Annotated in this window: 13 protein-coding genes and 1 riboswitch; of the genes, 6 read left to right on the top strand and 7 right to left on the bottom strand. The window is 57.0% G+C overall.

Annotated features, from left to right (window positions below; genetic code table 11):
• Window positions 1–54: 54 nt before the first annotated feature.
• The 3 genes from ACR0J8_RS10700 to ACR0J8_RS10710 form a co-directional block, all read right to left on the bottom strand.
• The gene (locus tag ACR0J8_RS10700) at window positions 55–768 is read right to left on the bottom strand and encodes a hypothetical protein (protein WP_170817000.1); all 714 of its coding nucleotides are present in this window, start codon (window positions 766–768) and stop codon (window positions 55–57) included.
• A 2-nt stretch (window positions 769–770) separates the two neighbouring features.
• Window positions 771–1301: a hypothetical protein gene (locus ACR0J8_RS10705; protein ID WP_480890091.1), complete on the bottom strand. Its 531-nt coding sequence runs from the start codon at window positions 1299–1301 to the stop codon at window positions 771–773.
• Between the two features lie 714 nt (window positions 1302–2015).
• The gene (locus ACR0J8_RS10710; protein WP_480524670.1) at window positions 2016–2942 is read right to left on the bottom strand and encodes an alpha/beta hydrolase; all 927 of its coding nucleotides are present in this window, start codon (window positions 2940–2942) and stop codon (window positions 2016–2018) included.
• Between the two features lie 226 nt (window positions 2943–3168).
• On the opposite strand from ACR0J8_RS10710, the gene ACR0J8_RS10715 reads away from it, so the two are divergent.
• The 3 genes from ACR0J8_RS10715 to ACR0J8_RS10725 all read left to right on the top strand — a co-directional run bounded on the left by ACR0J8_RS10715 (window position 3169) and on the right by ACR0J8_RS10725 (window position 7446).
• Window positions 3169–4206: an endonuclease/exonuclease/phosphatase family protein gene (locus tag ACR0J8_RS10715; protein ID WP_480524672.1), complete on the top strand. Its 1038-nt coding sequence runs from the start codon at window positions 3169–3171 to the stop codon at window positions 4204–4206.
• A 445-nt stretch (window positions 4207–4651) separates the two neighbouring features.
• Window positions 4652–6358 carry a hypothetical protein gene (locus tag ACR0J8_RS10720; RefSeq protein WP_480524674.1) on the top strand — a complete coding sequence of 569 codons (1707 nt, stop codon included), beginning with the start codon at window positions 4652–4654 and terminating at the stop codon, window positions 6356–6358.
• Window positions 6355–7446, top strand: a complete 1092-nt coding sequence (locus tag ACR0J8_RS10725; protein ID WP_480890095.1) for a transporter substrate-binding domain-containing protein — start codon at window positions 6355–6357, stop codon at window positions 7444–7446. Before ACR0J8_RS10720 ends, ACR0J8_RS10725 begins: the two co-directional genes overlap by 4 nt.
• 11 nt (window positions 7447–7457) lie before the next feature.
• Here ACR0J8_RS10725 and ACR0J8_RS10730 read toward each other — a convergent pair whose 3' ends face one another.
• The 4 genes from ACR0J8_RS10730 to ACR0J8_RS10745 form a co-directional block, all read right to left on the bottom strand.
• Complete coding sequence (locus ACR0J8_RS10730) at window positions 7458–8150, bottom strand: thiamine ABC transporter ATP-binding protein (protein WP_480524678.1); 693 nt, start codon at window positions 8148–8150, stop codon at window positions 7458–7460.
• The gene (locus tag ACR0J8_RS10735) at window positions 8137–9684 is read right to left on the bottom strand and encodes an ABC transporter permease family protein (RefSeq protein ID WP_480524679.1); all 1548 of its coding nucleotides are present in this window, start codon (window positions 9682–9684) and stop codon (window positions 8137–8139) included. The genes ACR0J8_RS10730 and ACR0J8_RS10735 overlap by 14 nt, the downstream gene beginning before the upstream one ends.
• Window positions 9660–10640 carry a thiamine ABC transporter substrate binding subunit gene (gene thiB / locus ACR0J8_RS10740; protein WP_480524681.1) on the bottom strand — a complete coding sequence of 327 codons (981 nt, stop codon included), beginning with the start codon at window positions 10638–10640 and terminating at the stop codon, window positions 9660–9662. Before thiB ends, ACR0J8_RS10735 begins: the two co-directional genes overlap by 25 nt.
• 32 nt (window positions 10641–10672) lie before the next feature.
• Window positions 10673–10777, bottom strand: a riboswitch (TPP riboswitch).
• An 85-nt stretch (window positions 10778–10862) separates the two neighbouring features.
• On the bottom strand, window positions 10863–11753 hold the full coding sequence (locus ACR0J8_RS10745) for a LysR substrate-binding domain-containing protein (RefSeq protein ID WP_480524682.1): 891 nt from the start codon (window positions 11751–11753) through the stop codon (window positions 10863–10865).
• A gap of 115 nt (window positions 11754–11868) precedes the next feature.
• On the opposite strand from ACR0J8_RS10745, the gene ACR0J8_RS10750 reads away from it, so the two are divergent.
• From ACR0J8_RS10750 to ACR0J8_RS10760, 3 genes are all read left to right on the top strand, one after another.
• Window positions 11869–13407 (top strand): trimethylamine methyltransferase family protein, encoded by a 1539-nt coding sequence (locus ACR0J8_RS10750; protein WP_480890098.1) that lies wholly within the window; start codon window positions 11869–11871, stop codon window positions 13405–13407.
• 61 nt (window positions 13408–13468) lie between these two features.
• Window positions 13469–15880, top strand: coding sequence for a GcvT family protein (locus ACR0J8_RS10755; protein WP_480524686.1), 2412 nt, complete (start codon window positions 13469–13471; stop codon window positions 15878–15880).
• On the top strand, window positions 15877–16911 hold the full coding sequence (locus ACR0J8_RS10760; protein WP_480890102.1) for an NAD(P)/FAD-dependent oxidoreductase: 1035 nt from the start codon (window positions 15877–15879) through the stop codon (window positions 16909–16911). Before ACR0J8_RS10755 ends, ACR0J8_RS10760 begins: the two co-directional genes overlap by 4 nt.
• Window positions 16912–16916: the final 5 nt, after the last annotated feature.

The raw sequence follows: 16916 nt of genomic DNA on the forward strand, positions 1-16916 counted from the left end.
CACATACTGTTGTATGCGTTCATCGCAATTGCTTACGCAGCCTTTGACCGAACATCACTCGACAGAGAATGTACGAATTGGAAGTAGAGCGATGTCTGACACTCCCTCCCAGTAATCTGAACGCGCAGAGCAGCCAATCCATGTGGCCTTACCTGATTGGTAGGTGACGGCCTGCAGAATTGTAAGTCGCTCGAGCTTTTCAAATGAATTGTAAACGACATCAGCCAAAGCGTATTGCGCTTTGCTGCCTGCCATCATGCCCAAATCATGTTCTTTGATGTTTACATTTTCGTACATTGCGAAGAATTCGGACCAGTATTCGGCGGAGTATGCCTCTTTCGAGATCACGTCGTCCAGCTCGTTTCGATGCATGCCTTCCAGAGCGGGAATGTACTGCAAAACTACGTTGCAACTCAAACCAGATGCACTGCCAGACACGAGCATGACTTCAGTACCCGGCACGCCCGCACTCACAATTTTCCAGTTGCTCGGGAAATTGAAGCGGAAACCATGTTCTTCGCTGACATACTGTGAAACCAGACCACTGTTGTGAATTTCAGCATCCGTTTTGCCATGCTCATCTTGAATTTGACCGGAATGTCTACCAACTGCGCGCCCTGCGTGACCGGCTGCATTCGGAACGTTCTCTACGGCTTCATTTGCAAGCTTGTTTGCGAGCTTCGAAACCCAGTTTGCGGATGCGGGCTGCGCGGTTGCAACTGCCAAAGCAATCGCAACACTGACGAACACCGAAGTGGATCGTACCATCATCACACTCCTCGTGGCTTCGGCACGTGTTTGTAGGCGGGGTCTCGCTTTTGACGCTCAATTTCCGCATCTGACAGCTTTTGCGGCTTCTTTTGCTCTGTTCGAACTTTGGGTTTCTTGGGCATCGGGACGTATTTGTAAGCTGGATCGCTCATCACTTTCTCTTGCGAGGCGAGGTATTCTTGATTGCAATCAGATTGCACAGAAGCACCACTGTGATCTTCGGCGATCAAACCGTGCCTTTTGTCCTGAGCGTACCGAAGTTTACTACCCAGTTTTGTAATCCCGAAAGCTACACCACCCCAGAAGCCAGCGGCCAAGATCATTCCGATCAACCATTCGTCCGTTGGAACGCTTCCGCGTGTAGCAGTGTATTCAAGGGACCTGAGGACAAAATGATTGCCTGCGCTCGAGGCGGCAACAAGGCCTGCAAAAACAAACCCCACCCACTTCGCTTGAAGGTCTCGGAAAACAAACCCAATCATCAGCGGTATCGCAAGTATGATCACAAATGGAAGAATTGCACTTGTCATTTCAAAGACTCCACTTCTTTTTTTTGGGGGCGTTCAGGAGAAGCGAGGCATTACTTTGAAACCCGGCATCATCAATCCTGGCACCCGCAAACACAGCACTTTTGAACAACCAAATTGCCGAGCACTTTCCAACTCAGCTCAACTTTGATCCTCGAAACACAGATGTGGGTTTCAACCTGACGTTTCTTTGGAGATCGCGCCAAGTTGTTGCGAGAAACTGCCATTCGAGCGCACTTTGAGCACTCTCTTTGCGCTTTGCCACTGGGGGGGGTACGACCGACATCCCCCAGGCAGAGCTGTCGCTCACGGAACTCGGTTTTGGATTTGGGCGGGGGAGTTGTAGCGCTCTGCTTTTCTGGTCGGTCTGGTACTCCACTGGCCGCCGCTGCACTTTCGCTGCACTACGCTGCAACTCTGACCATGTTTGGCCCATCACACCGTGTGTTTGCCTTGCATGTCACGTGCACTGCTGAACATGTCGCGTGTTGCACTTCATGGTATGGCATGCGACACTCAAGCCACTGACAACATGGACGTTCTCGCGCCGTGCAGTGTGTGTGAAAAAGACGTGCAGTGTATGTCAGCGTCAGACAAACAGCCGCCCGTGCACTGCCTTCGGGAGGCAGGGGTCGGAGGTTCGAATCCTCTCACTCCGACCAATAAAACCCTTAGCCCCTTTTGAATTTTTCTTCGATAGATCTGGTTAGGTCTTACTCAAGCCAGTAACGCCAGGTCATGGCCGGTGGTTTTTTTGCGCGTGGCCATGGACTTGGCGTCCTTGCCACCAATAGTCAGGGTGAGGTCTTTGAAAAACCCCTTACTGTCGAACCACCAGCGATGGGAATAGACTTTGGTTCGTTTTGGCTTCGGAACGTCTCGCTTGTATTGTTCATTGCAGTAGATATCCCAATGGCCTTTGGTGGTTAGCGTTGGCATCCCGACGTGGCCTGCGCGGTCGCGTCCGCCGTGGACCAACCCGCCGGCCAGCGCCAGCACCTTGTCCCGACCGCTATAGTAATTCGTGAAGCGTTTACTGCGATTGCCAAGCACCAGCCCCCCCCACGCGCCTTTCTCGAGCCAGGCGGAATCCACATCGGCCGATGCAAACATGACCTGATCGACGCCCCAGTTGCCGCTTCCAGAACCCGCTGAGTCACCAAAATCGGAGAAGGCGCGCAAAACAACAAATGCCCCCATGGAATGCGCGATAAGATGAACCTTTGGGCGCGGCGACATGGCCAGCAACGGCAATATTCCGTCGCCCACAAGATGAGGGGCCACTGCCTTGGCGTCGGAACGATCCTTGTCATAGCTGAGAACAGAACCGTCGCTTGGCCAGTCGAACGCAACGACCGCGCCCTTATATCCTTTTGATCTCACACCCTTTTCGATCTTGGCCAGCCGGTCCAGCATTTCCTTCTGCGACGTGTTGAAACCGTGAACGTAAATCAGGACGTCTTTGTCACCTCCTGCCTTCTGCACCATCTCAAGCCACTTCTTTTGCTTGATGATGCCTCCTTTCCGGATACGCCCGTCGGAACTTGTATGTGAGATCGAGACGTACCGGGTTTTCGCGGCAGGTTTTATCGTGAACTTCTTTTTTGAAGCGTTATAAGTGCGCCGGGAGAAAAACAAAGCCATCCTGTGAACTCCTTTTAACCAATTCATAAAATCTGCCACAGAAAAGCGTTTCTGGCAAAATATTGGAGAACTTCTGATACTATGTAACCGTGCAACTGACCCGAAGCCTGCGAATTTCGGACAGCTGGCCGCAGAGTTGACACCAGGACCCGACTGCCCGGGAATAAGAGTATTCGAGAGGGATCTGTTCCAAAGAAATTTCTATCTAAATACCTTGGAGGGAATAATGACCGCGCGAGATATTTCATTTGCCAGTTTCAATTTGTTGAACCTTCACCTGCCTGGTCAGGCCATCTATGGCGACTCAGATGGATGGGATCAGGCCACCTATGAAAAGAAGATAGCGTTCACCGCGAAGGCGCTGAGCAGAATTGATGCGGACGTGGTCGGCGTGCAGGAGCTTTGGGCCGAGGACGCGCTGCAAGCGGCGCTGGACAACTCGTCCTTGACGGGAACCCATACACTGTTGGTACCCGAGGATCACAATGACAAGAAGATCGTATGCGCCGCCGCTGTGCGTTCGGACATTCTGGTGGATCAACCAGAATGGATCGAAGATTTTCCCGAGGAATGCGTTTTGCAGTCGACAGGAGATGATCCGCAGCAACCTGATATTTCCGTGGCGCTGGATGGCTTTTCCCGCCCTGTCATGCATTTTCAGGTCCGCCCCGATCCTCGGACACCGGTTATTCATGTGTTCGTCTGCCATTTCAAATCCCGCCGCCCGGCCCAGATCTGGCGCGAGCGGGGTTGGTACGACCGGGAGGTTCACGGCCCGCATATCACGTCACTGGGCTATGCTATCTCGACCGTGCGCAGGACCGCCGAAGCGGCCGCTTTGCGCGTGATCATAACCAACCTGACAAAGAAAACGGATACCCCTGTGGTTCTGATCGGCGACATGAATGACGGCAAGGAAAGCAACACGCTCAATATTCTGTCAGAACAGCCAACCTACCTGTCGCCTCTGTCTTCGGGAGGAGCCGACAACGCGCTTTATACCGCGCAAACCATGCAGGAATACCGTTCGACGCGCGACGTATATTACACGCATGTGTTCAAAGGACAGCGCGAAAGCTTGGACCACATCATGTTCAGTCAGGAATTCTACGACAATTCGAAGAAGCGCCTTTGGGCCTTTGACGAGATGCTGGTGCAGAATGATCACCTGAACCATGACGATCATAAAGAAAGCGGAACCACGGATCATGGGATTATTCGCGTGGGTTTTCAGTGGAAGCCTGCGCCCGGCCAAGGCAGTTGATATTGTTTGGTTTCCGGGTACTTCCTGACCATTTTTATGGCCATATGGGATCACGCCGGATTCGCCACCCGGCTACCTGGATAGCTTTTTTGGCACTTCCACAACCTGTGCCATTGAACGCGGACAACCATAGCGGCTTGAGACGGCATCGGTGTAATCAGGCGGAACGCTCCCCCTCAGGTTGCGTAATTGCAAGTTTTATGTTATGTTTTTAGATATTTAGTATGAACATTTGATCGGCGCAGCCGTTTTTTAGTTTTTTTATGGAGTGACTGATGCGGTATCTTGTTGTTATCATTTTGATATTGGTTGCCGCGAACGCGGTGATCAAAGAGTCTGCGGCCTACGCCAATACTTCCTGCAATCCCAAATATGAAAAATGCGGCTGGTAGTGCGGTTACGCGAAACTCTTTGATTGACGCAACAGAGTCGGGGAACCGAAAACATGGGCAACTATGCTGTTTGGGCCATCGGTCTGGGTGGGCTGATACTGCTGTTCGAGGCGTACAAGGAATACACAACCTCTGACGCCGTGGACAATCTGAAATCCAACAACCAGGCATCTCGTAAAGAGCTTGAAAACGTCCGAATGTCGGCACTGACCACCAAGGCCGAAAACCGGCGTGGTCTGGCGATATATATGGTGTTTTTTGTCGGCATCTACTTCGTGATGCTGATGTCGCCGGAACTGATCGCGACCTTTGTGATGGGCAGCAAGGAAGCGACGGCTGCGACAGGCGGGTCCAACGTTGTGGCCCGATCCATCGTTAACCCCGAGGCTGGTACGGGGCCTGCCGTTGATCCGCGTACTCTGCCGTTCTGGCTGGCCATCGCCATCACCTTTGGGGCCGCTTCGCCCACCTTTCAGGTCATCGAGCGCAAAATCCGCGCCATCGCCTATTTCTTTGCCGGTGTGCCCAGAAACATTTTTCGGGTGCTGCAATCTCTCGAAGATCTGAATTACGGCAGCTATGGGGATGGCGAGACCCTGCCGCTGTGGAAAGCTTTTCGCGAGAAGATCGCGGCAAGCAAGGTTGACCCGATCATGGATGGAATGGTGCAAAGCATCGAAAGCTCGTTGCGCTGTATCGATTTGCTGCAACCGCCAATCATCGGGCCGCAAAGCTCGGCCTTCCGGCAATTGTTCAACGAAGAAACCCCTCTGGCGCGGATCGACGACCTGCGATCACGGTACGCCAGCATTCTTGGCCGCATTGCCAACTTCAAGCTGGAAAAAGACACCTTGCAGAGCCTGCAGGATGAAACCGCAAAGCTGGCGGACTCGATGCAGTGTCTGTTTGCGCTTTATTCGATCAGGTCGCGCAAAGTGCCCGAAGCGCTGATGAACACGCCAACGGCACAGATCATCGAAAAAGTGACTGGTGAAGACACCGCGCAATCCCTGCACGACATCACGCTTGCAAGTATTTTCGGGGCGGTTTTCAGCTATGTCCTGGTTGAACAGGTGGCCATGTTCAGCAGCAACGTAAGCGATGCGACCGAATTGCGCGAAATCTGCGCCGCCATGCTGATCCCCCTGATCCCGTCACTTATCCTGCTGGCGTTTCTTACCATACTGCTGCGGCATCTCAGGATGGATCAGGGCAGCTGGCCCCGCAGTGACGATATACAGATTCCGTTCTGGGACTATGCCAAGCTTGCTTTCTGGCCCGCCTTCCTGGCCACGGTTCTCTATGGTGCGATAACCTGCATCGGCGCGGATGGTGTCGTTCGACACGCGCTGGACGGTGACGGCAGCGCTATGATCACAACAGGCCTGAATTTCCTGAAGGATGAAATCGAACAGTTGCCGCGTATCTTTTTGCTGTCTTACGTGACGGCCTGCGCCCTGTTGTTCCTTGCGGATCAGCATGACCGGATGCGCTGGTTCGTGACGGTCGGTATCGCCCTGGTGGTATCGGCATTCCTTCTGATGGTGGCAAATCTGGCCGCAAGCCTGTTCAATATAGTCCCCCCGGCGACGGGTCTTGGCCTGCTGGACATCGCAATCATGGTAACGCTTCCCTATTCCATTTTCCTGGTCTTTTACGCAATCGCCGCCGAACTGGCTGAAACCGGGTCGATGAAGAAAATCCTGTCAGTTGTCGGCACCCGCATCCGCGAGCCCCAGAGATCGGATGGTCGCTCATGACACGCCCTGCTGTTTTGGCGTTCGCCTTGGCGGCTTTGACCTGGCAAGGCACTGCCTCTTCTGTCACGGCCGAAGCGGATCTGATCGTTGGGGTGCGAACGGACGCCCCGCCTTTTTCGTATCTCGCGGTGCGTGATCGCGAAGGACGTTTGACCAGCGATACGCCGCCTCTTGCGTCGGGTGAGGTGTTCACTGGCTACATGGTCAATATCTGCGCCACGGTCCTTGAAGAACTGCAGAAGTCCCGCGATTTCACCGTCGAATGGAAGGCTATCGAGGCGCGGGACCGGTTCACCGACCTGCAAAGCGGCAAAATCAACATTCTCTGCGATCCGGCCACCATTACCCAAGAGCGTTTGTCCTATCCCGGCGTGCTTGTTTCCCCGCCGGTCTATCTGTCTGGTGTCGGAAGGGCGGAGACGACGCGTGACCAGTGGGCTGGTCACTGGCCCTGTATCGGCCCGGTCGCAGGGATCGTGGAAGGCACCACGGCACCGCGTTCTATTAGGCTGATTGCAGAAAAATACGGTTTCGGCGAGACATTCTCGGAAATCGTCAGAATGCATCCGGATGTAGACAAGGTTGTTCTCAGCGACGATGAGAAAAAACGCCTGACCGATTGCCCGGATGCCGTGGCTGGGTTGACGTGGGATGTGGGTTCGCTTGCTAAATATGTCAGCGCCGATGCGGCCGATACAGATCCTGACGCTGCCTATGTTGTCCGCAGTTACCCAAACCATGAAAAACTGGCGCAAGCGCTGTGCGACGGGCAAATCTATTACTCGGTTGGCGATCTTGAGATCGTGACGCTGGCATTGAAGTCCTACATTGAAAGAAACCCGGACTGTCAGGCCCGCGCGGACGCTCAGGTCTATTCCGAAGAGCGCTATGGCATTTTCGTCCACTTGTCAGATCAGATGAACAGTTCGGACCAACTCGCCTTGGCGTTTCTGCAGCAGCTCACGATCGAGATCCACAAGGGTCACGATTCAATCCTTGTGCGAAGTTTTTCGGATAATTTTGACCGCAACAAGATTTCACGCTCCTTGGATCTGTTCCTGTGGAATCTGGTCGCCGGGGCCAACTGACGGCGGACGTGTCACCCAAGATAGTCTCGCAGCGCAGGCGGCGGGTTATCAAAAAGTGTGGATGTCTCGGTGACCGGGTGCGCTAGCCCATCCGCCACCAGAACCGAATGACTTGCGATCCGTCTTGCATCCTGTGGATCATGGCTGACCATCATCATTGTCGTTCCGGCCTCGGTCGTCAGGGCAGAGACAAGATCCAGCATTTCCGCCTTGAGCGCCGGTCCCAGAGCGGCAAACGGCTCGTCCAGCAACAGCAAAGGCCGCTGTTGTACCAGCACGCGGGCAAGGGCAACACGGCTTTGTTGACCGCCCGACAATTGTGCCGGTCGCCGGTCCGCCATATCGGGCAAACCAACACGATCCAGCGCGGAATGCACCTGTGCCCGCTCATCGGCTGACAACCGGCCGTTCGGATGCAAACCCAGGGCGATGTTCTGGCCAGCGGTCAGATGAGGAAACAGGTTCCCATCCTGAAACAGCATCGCCAGCGGGCGCTGCCTCGGCGGTAATCCGGTAATATCGCTGCCGCGCCAGTAAATTTGCCCCGCGGCCAGATCGCGAAACCCAGCAATCGCTTCTAAAAGGGTCGACTTTCCCGCACCGGAAGGACCAATGATCGCAACCCGTGATCCGGTTTCGATTTGCAGGTTCGCGCGTAATACGAAATCGCCATTTGAAATCGCACAGCCATCAAGCTTCAGCATGCCAGCGCCCTCCTCGATCCAAAAGCCAGAATGCCCCCATCGAAAACGCCAGCAGCAACAGGGCGCCACCGGCCGCTGCCTCCATCTGATAGGCACCCATCAGGCGGTAAATCTGAAGCGGAAGCGTGGCAATTTGTGCATCGGCAAATAGTGCGATGACCCCCAGATCCCCCATGGAGAGTGCCGCCGCCAGACCCGCGGCAAATCCGATTTGCGGTCGCAGGCGGGGCAGCAGAATGCGTGTCACAAAACTCCATCTGCTCATATTCAGTGACAGTGCCAGACGACCGTATTGCGCAATAATCTCGCGCGTCGATGGAACAAGTATCCTCAGGGCAAAGGGCAACGCCATGACGGCATTCACCAGAGCCGTTACAGGCAGGGCCAGAACAGTAGGGTTGGCAAGTGGGCGAATCAGGATGAACAGCCCGGTGCCGATGACCAGAGGTGACGCCGCCAATCCAAGAATACCGCAGAGTTCAACGATCCCGTATCGCCCGGTTGCAACCGTCATCGCCATCGGCAGGGCCAGAAGCAGCAGAACGACGGTGCTGGCTGCCGCGACCAAAACGGATATCAAGGCCGCCCGGTACACCAGCACCGGTATCTCGAACATTCCCGAAAGTCCGGAGATCACGACCGAGGTCAACGGCAGCAGGAGAAAGGCCGCCGCTGCGCTGATCCAGAAGGCATCAGACACCCGCGTCCCTTCATCCCAGCGTCGGATCGAACGATCCAGCCCGGCGCCAAACCCGTCACCCCTGGAAAACCTGAGCGCTGCCAGGGCCGCCACCGCGGTCAGAACCAGTTGCACCCCGGACAGAAGCGCGGCGCGACCCAAATTGAAATCATAGGTAAAGGCCTGGTAAATAGCGAGTTCTATCGTGGTCGCGCGTGGTCCACCACCCAAAGTCAGGGCAACGGCAAAACTGGTCAGGCAAATGGCAAAAACAACGGCCAGAACACCGGGCAGGATACGCGCCAGCATAGGCATTTCGATCAGCCGGAACATGGCCCATCCGTTGCAACCCAACTGGGCGGCCAATCGAAACCTTTCGGACGGGACCTCCTGCCACCCCTGCAAGATCAGGCGCGTGGCCAAGGGGAGATTGAAAAAGACATGCGCCAGAACCACGCCATGCAGCCCGTAGATGCGGATCGGCGGTAGCCCAAAAACCGCTAGAACGTCTGAAATCCAGCCCGCTCGGCCGAAAACCTGCAGCAAGCCGATGATGGCGACGATGACCGGCAGAATGAACGGCGCCCCCAGCAGCGCGATCAGAACCGCCCGCCCGCGAAAACGCCGCCGGGCCAGCGCGCGGGCGACAGGAACGGCAAGCCCTGCACTGAAAATGGCGGACAACACCGCCTGAACCAGCGTGAACCGAAGGGCTGACCAATCGGCCGGTCCGAACCCACTTGCGGAATCGGCGCGCAGGGCAACTGCGGCGAGCGTACCAAGAATAAGCACGGCAACCAGTGTCGCCGCGCCAATACCCGGCGTCGGATTTACTGGCTGAGCGCGCCCAGCCATTCCGCCAACGCCTCGTCCCGCACAGCTGCCGCCTGATCAGAATCCAGCAGCAAAGATTTTTCCGGTACGGTCAGTGTATCAAACCCTTCGGGCAGGCCCGCCGCAGGCGTTACCGCCGGATACATCCAGTTTGTTGTCGGGATGATCTGCTGGAAGGCATCCGAAACCATGAACTGCAAAAACTGGTCCGCCAGTTCAGGCTGATCGGTTCCGGCCAGTTTTCCGGCTACTTCGACCTGCATATAGTGACCTTCGTCAAATGCGGCCGCCGCCTTGCTTGCATCTTCTTCAGCGATCAGGTGATAGGCAGGTGATGTGGTGTAACTGAGAACCATGTCAGCCTCACCCTCAAGAAACAGTCCATACGCCTCGGACCAGCCCTTGGTGACGGTCACGATATTGTCGGCCAGTCCTGCCCAGATTTCGGGGGCTTCGTCGCCATAGGCGGCTTTGACCCACAGCAACAGGCCTAGCCCTGGCGTGGATGAACGCGGATCCTGAATGATGATTTTGGTATCACCGTCGGCCAGCTCACGGAAACTGGCCGGTGCTGGTGCGTCGGCATTATGGACAAACGCGAAATACCCCCAGTCGTAAGGCGCGAATACGTCATCGTTCCATTCTACGGGCAAAGTGTATTCGGCGCTGACCGAACTGGGCGCAAACAGGCCGGTTTCCTTTGCTGCCGCAATCAGGTTGGTGTCCAGACCCAAGACGACGTCTGCATCCGAGTTTTCACCTTCCAGACGGATGCGCGACAGCAGGGCGGCACCGTCTTCCACACCAACAAGGTTCAGTTCGCAGTCGCAGACCGCTTCGAATGCTTCCTTGACCTGTGGACCCGGACCCCAATCCGAGACGAAGCTGTCATAAGTATAAACGGTCAACTGAGGTTTGTCGGCGGCGATAGCCGAAGTCGCGCTCAGAATTCCCGCAGCAATCAGCAGATGTTTCATGTCATCCTCCATTGCGGCGAGAGGGCAAGGATGGATGAAACCGTCACCTTTCCCTCCGCCGGTTCTAGCCGGTTCAGGTTCAACGGGTTCGCTATGGGCGTCTCAGCGCGGCATTCCGCGCACCCCGAGGTGAGGCCGTGATTAGGGTGATGTCGAAACAATTTCAACCAAATTCGCCCTTCACGCTTCACTGGCATGAAGGATGCCTATCAACTGGCGGGATCAGGGCAGATCAGCCTGCGAGCCCAGGCTTTGAACCTGCAGCCATTCAATCGCGGCTCGCGGCTCGCGTCGCGATCGGCCAGGTCCCGTGCTCTCGACGAAGTAACCATGAGTGGGTGTGATGCTTTCATCAAACAGACGCACGACGCGACCTTCGGCCAGATCCTGATCGATCAAGGGCAGCCAGCCGACAATCGCGCCCTGCCCTTCTGCGGCACCCCGCAGCAGAACATTGGCATCTTCAAAGATCGGACCACGCAAAGGGCCATCGACCGTGACATTCATCGCCCGGAACCAATCGAGCCAACCCCAGTGGTTCCTTTGATGTAACAGGGGAAGCTGCAACAGGTCTTGGGGCTCATTCACCGGGCCGTGCTTCAGGACAAATGCCTCCGACGCTATGGCAACGGGGGCGAGCTCGATCAGCTTGATCGCGGTTTCGGGCATCTCGGCCATTCGTTCCCAGCGGATCACGATGTCGATGTTTGCCCGGTTCAGCGTGCCGGGTTGATAAGAAGGAACCACCTCCAGCTCGATCTCGGGGTGGTCGTCCCAAAAATCACCGATCCGGGGCATCAGCCAGCGGGCAGTGAAAATCGGCCCCGCAGCAAGTCGGACCACCTTGCGGGAGCCGCGGCGAACCGAACGCACCGCGTCATCCAGAATTTCAAATGCCTGAGCCGTTGCTGCCGCCAGACGCCTGCCATCTTCGGTCAACGCGACCTCGCGCCCGGCCCGTTCAAACAGCTTGACGCCCAGCTGCTCTTCCAGCCCTCGATTATGATGGCTGATCGCCGTGGGTGTGACTGACAGTTTCTCAGCCGCAATTCGAAAACTGCCCTGGCGGGCGGCTGCATCGAAGGCGCGAAGGGCGGGAAGAGAGGCGGTCACGAATTTCCCTAATGTAAGTTTTACTCATCAATTGCTGAGAAAATGGCTTTTGTAAACAAGCCCTATGGCTGTGTAGGCTGACTTTGAATGAAGCTGAGCTCATGATAATAGGCCCATGTCTACGCGCCGGCGCGGTCGCAAGGACCGTCTGACACAAGATAACAGCGACGAGGCCAGCCCTGCGGTATGGCCGGGTGTGGTTGGCGGGTGCCTGGAACCGCTGTCCCCGAATGAAGTCGCTCAGACCGAAGAAGCCGCATTACTGCTGCTTGAGACCCTCGGACTAAGTCAACCGACCCCATCCATGGTCGACAAGGTGACGGCAGCGGGCGGGACGCTGGGCGATGACGGACGATTGTTGTTCCCGCGCGCCCTTGTGCGCAAGTCGATCAAGCAGGCAAGGCGGAACTTTGTCCTTTGCGGGCAGGTTCCTGAAAACGATCTGCGGATAGAAGGCACGCGGGTCCATATGTCCACCGGCGGCGCCGCGCCGGGTGTCTTCGACATCGATACGGGCCACTACCGCCCTTCAACCCTGGCCGACCTGTATGATGCCGCCCGACTGGTCGACAGGATGGAGAACATCCATCACTTCAGCCGTCCGGTCGTTGCGCGTGACGTTGACCCTGCTGCGGCAATGGACCTCAACACTGCTTATGCCTGCCTGATGGGCACGTCCAAGCATGTTTCCGTCTCGATTACCGAACCCGAAAACGTCCCGGCCATTGCCCGCCTTTGTTACAGGATCGCAGGTAACGAGGCCGCCTTTCGCGCGCGACCGTTCCTGACTGTCATGGTCTGCCATGTTGTGCCACCCATGCGGTTCGCGGACGAGGCTTGTGAAGTGCTCGAGGCCGCTATTCTTGCGGGTTTTCCGGTGCAATTGATCAGCGCCGGACAGGCCGGGGCCACAAGCCCGGCCACATTGGCCGGGTCACTTGTACAGGCCGTAGCGGAAACGCTCGCCGGATCGGTTTTTGCCCGGCTGGTCGATCCGCAGGTTCGCGCGATTTTTGCACCCAAACCTTTGGTCGCCGACCTGCGCACCGGGTCGATGTCTGGTGGCGGAGGGGAACAGGCGATCCTGATGGCGGGTGCCGCGCAGATGGGGCGGCATTTCAACCTGCCCACTTCGTCCATAGCCGGGATTACCGACGCCAAGACACTGGATTCCCAATACGGGGCCGAGAAATGCCTGGCAGTCGCCATGGCGGCGCATGCGGGATCGAACATTGTCACGCAGGCCGCTGGCAGTCATGCCAGTCTTCTGGGCGTTTCATTGGAAGGCTATGTCAGCGACAACGACCTTTTGGGCAATGTGCTTCGAACAATCCGTGGGATCGAAGTTACGACCGACAACATTGCAGCGCAGGTGATCGCCGATGTGTGTCGGGGTCCGGGTCACTACCTGGGTGAGGTTCATACCTACGACCGAATGAAATCGGACTATTTCTATCCTCATGTTGGCGACAGGCGCACACCGGTTGACTGGCAGGAAGATGGCGCGCGTCCAGTCGGTGAAGTTGCGAAAGCCAAGGCGCGTGAGTTGCTTGCAAATCATTTCCCCTCACACATTCCGGATGCGGTCGATCGCGATGTGCGACAGCAATTCGACATTCGACTGAGCCGCCGCCGGATCGGGAGAGAGCCATGACCGGTCGTACCGCCGGCGCTTTCAGCGCGTTCGAAACAAGAACATTCCATGGGGATGCTGCATGACTCTGCCCCACCATGCGCGCACCATCGTGATAGGCGGAGGCGTCATCGGGTGCTCGGTCGCCTACCATCTGGCCCGTGAGGGTCGCAAAGACATCATCGTGCTCGAACGGTCCAAACTGACCTCGGGCACCACATGGCATGCGGCGGGTCTGGTGCGTCGCTTGCGCCCGTCGGCCACTCTGACAAAGCTGATCAACTATTCGATTGACCTATATGGGGCGCTCGAACGTGAAACCGGGCAAGCGACGGGCTGGGTTCAAACCGGGTCGCTGACGCTGGCCACAAATGATGATCGCCTGATCAACATCAAACGTCAGGTTTCACTGGGCCGTGCGTTCGGGCTTGAGGCCGAAGTGGTCGATGCGGCCCGCGCGCAGGACCTATGGCCTCTGATCAAAGTAGACGACGTCCTGGGGGCAGTCTGGTCACCCGCCGACGGCAGGGTCAACCCATCCGATGTTGCTCTGGCGTTGTCGAAAGGGGCCCGGGCGCGCGGTGTGCAAATATTCGAGGACACCAAGGTAACGGGCCTGCAAAAAAAAGGCGGTCAGATTGCAGCCGTCGAAGTCGGTGACCACCTGATCGAAGCTGAAGAGGTGGTGGTCGCATGTGGACTGTGGTCCCGCGAAGTGGCGGCCATGGCCGGCGCGCACATGCCCCTTTACGCCTGCGAGCACTTCTACATGCTGACCAAGCCGCTGCCCGAAGTGCAGGCGCTTGGGCCGGGCGCACATCTGCCGACACTCAACGATCAGGATGCGTTCCTGTACGCCCGCGACGATGTCGAAGGGCTTCTGGTGGGTTCATTCGAAACCCATGCCAAAGGCCTGCCGCTGGATCGCCTGCCTGCTGATTTCAGCTTCGACCTGCTGGACGAAGACTGGGATCATTTCACGCCAATGATGGAAAACGCGCTGCGACGCATTCCCGCGCTGGAGCGTGCCGAAGTGCGGATGCTGCTGAACGGTCCTGAGAGTTTCACCCTCGACGGCCAATTCATGTTGGGCGAAAGCCCGGATGTTCCTGGCCTGTTTCTCATCGGCGGGATGAACTCCACAGGCATCGCGCTGGCCGGGGGCGCGGGCAAGGCAATGGCCGAGTGGATCATTGCCGGCGAGCCAACGATGGAACTGGCCGAAGCCGATATCCGGCGGTTCAGCCCAGAGATGAACGTACTGGGCGCGCTGGAGGCGCGAATTCCCGAAGTTCTGGGACGCCACTACGACAATCCCTACCCCGGGCGCTCGATGGAGACTGTGCGGGGGCAGCGTCGCTCGCCTGTTCACGAGGGGCTGGTGGCCGCAGGGGCACGTTTTGAATCCCGCGGCGGATGGGAACGTGCAGTGCATTTCGGCGGTGAAGCCACCCACTTGCCGCTGACCTTCAGTGTGCCCACATGGCGCGAGCAGGTCGGCCGCGAAGTGGCCGCCTGCCGCGAGGGTGCCGCCATTCTGGACCAGAGTGCGTTCGGCAAGATCATGATCCAAGGCCCCGATGCCTGCGCCTTTCTGAACCGGCTGTGTGCGGCGCAGATGGATGTTGCCGAGGGTCGGATTGTGTACTCGCAAATCCTGAACAAACGTGGCGGGATCGAGAGCGACGTGACGGTTCAGCGGCACGGCCCGAAAACCTTCCTGATGATCACGGGTGCAAGTGAAGTTGTGCGTAACCTGAAAAGGATGCGTGAAACACGGGGCATGTATCGCGTTGAGTTTACTGATGTAACCAGCGGATATACCATCCTGGGTCTCGCCGGGCAAAGGGCCTGCGATGTTCTTCAAACGACCACAAACACTCCCCTGCCCGATCTCAAGAGATTTCAATTCAGGCCCGCTGAAATCAGCCTCGCGCGTGGCTGGGTCGGGCGCCTGAGCTTTACCGGCGAAGAAGGGTTCGAACTCTATATCCCTGCCGAAATGGCGATGGCCGCGCATGAGGCGCTGGTGAGGGCCGGGGCGACCCATGCTGGTCTCTTTGCTAGTGGTTCTTTGCGGATTGAAAGCGGCTTTCGGGCCTTTGGCCACGAACTGACCCCCGGCACCACACCCGTCGAAGCCGGGCTTGCGGCCTTTTGCGCATTTGGCTCTGGTTTTGTGGGTGAAGATGCGCTGCTCGAGCTGGAAACGAAAAAACGGATCGTTTCGCTGCTGTTTGATGATCCGGCCGCGATACCGATCCACGATGAGCCGATCTATCTGAACGGCCACGTCATCGGGCAGATAACGTCTTCGGCCTGGAGTTATCGGTTCAACCGATCTGTGGCCTTGGCAGTTGTGCACGATATCCAGCGGTCTTTCGAAGAAAAATCCTGGACTGCGGACGGCACGCTGCCTGTTGAAGTTGAAATCGCCTGTGTGCGGCTTTCGGCGCAGGCCACTTTGAAACCCGCGAAGGAAGCATTTTCGTGACGGACGTGACGCGCACCACCCGTGTCGCCATCATTGGCGGCGGTATCATGGGGGTCGCTGCGCAGTTTCAGCTGGCCGAAAACGGCTGGACAGATACGATTCTGTTCGAGAAAGCGGAATTGACAAGTGGCTCGACCTGGCACGCCGCGGGGCAGATCGCTCACGCCGTGAGCAGCCGTATCGCGGGATGGACCAACAAGACCTCGATCGCAACCTACAAGCAGGTTGAAAAAGAAACGGGCCAAAGCATCGGCTGGCATGAAGTCGGCGGTTTTCGCATTGCCACCACCGATGATGAGGTTGACTGGATGAAATCCATCATGGGTGTGGGCAAGATGCTCGATCTGCCGATGGAACTGGTCGGGCCGGATGAGGTTGCAAAAGGCAATCCGTTTTACAAGGTCGACAACGTCAAGGCGGCAGTCCGGACGTTCGAAGACGGACATATCGACCCGTCCGGCGTGACCCAGGCGCTGGCAGCGGCATCCCGCACGCGTGGGGCCAAAATTGACCGCCGCAATCAGGTTCTGGGCGCAAGCCGACGAGGGGACATTTGGCTGCTGCGCACGGAAAATGGTGAAGTACTGGCCGAACACGTGGTGATCGCCGCAGGCAGCTATGCCAATCAGGTTGGAGAGTGGTTTGGTTTGAAAATCCCCTCGGTCTCGTGCCTGCATCACTATCTGGTCACTGATGCCGTGCCTGAATTCGAAAACCGCCCGGAACTGCCGGTTATGCGCGACAACGCCTTTGGCGGGTATATCAGACAGGAACAGAAGTCCGGCCTGATCGGAATATACGAAGGCCATGTTTGCCCAACCGTCTGGACAATGCCGCAGGGTGCGCCCTGGAAGGCCGAAAATGAACTGTTCGAGGCCGATTTCGACTCGATTGGCGACTTCCTGATGATCGCCTTTGAAAGAATGCCTGTCCTTGCTGATCTGGGCATCAAGCGAGTTGTTCGGGGTGCAATCACACACACACCCGACGGGGGGATGCTGGTTGGGCCCTCGGGTGCGCCGAATGTCTGACTGTC

Source organism: Ruegeria sp. N11 (assembly GCF_056531525.1).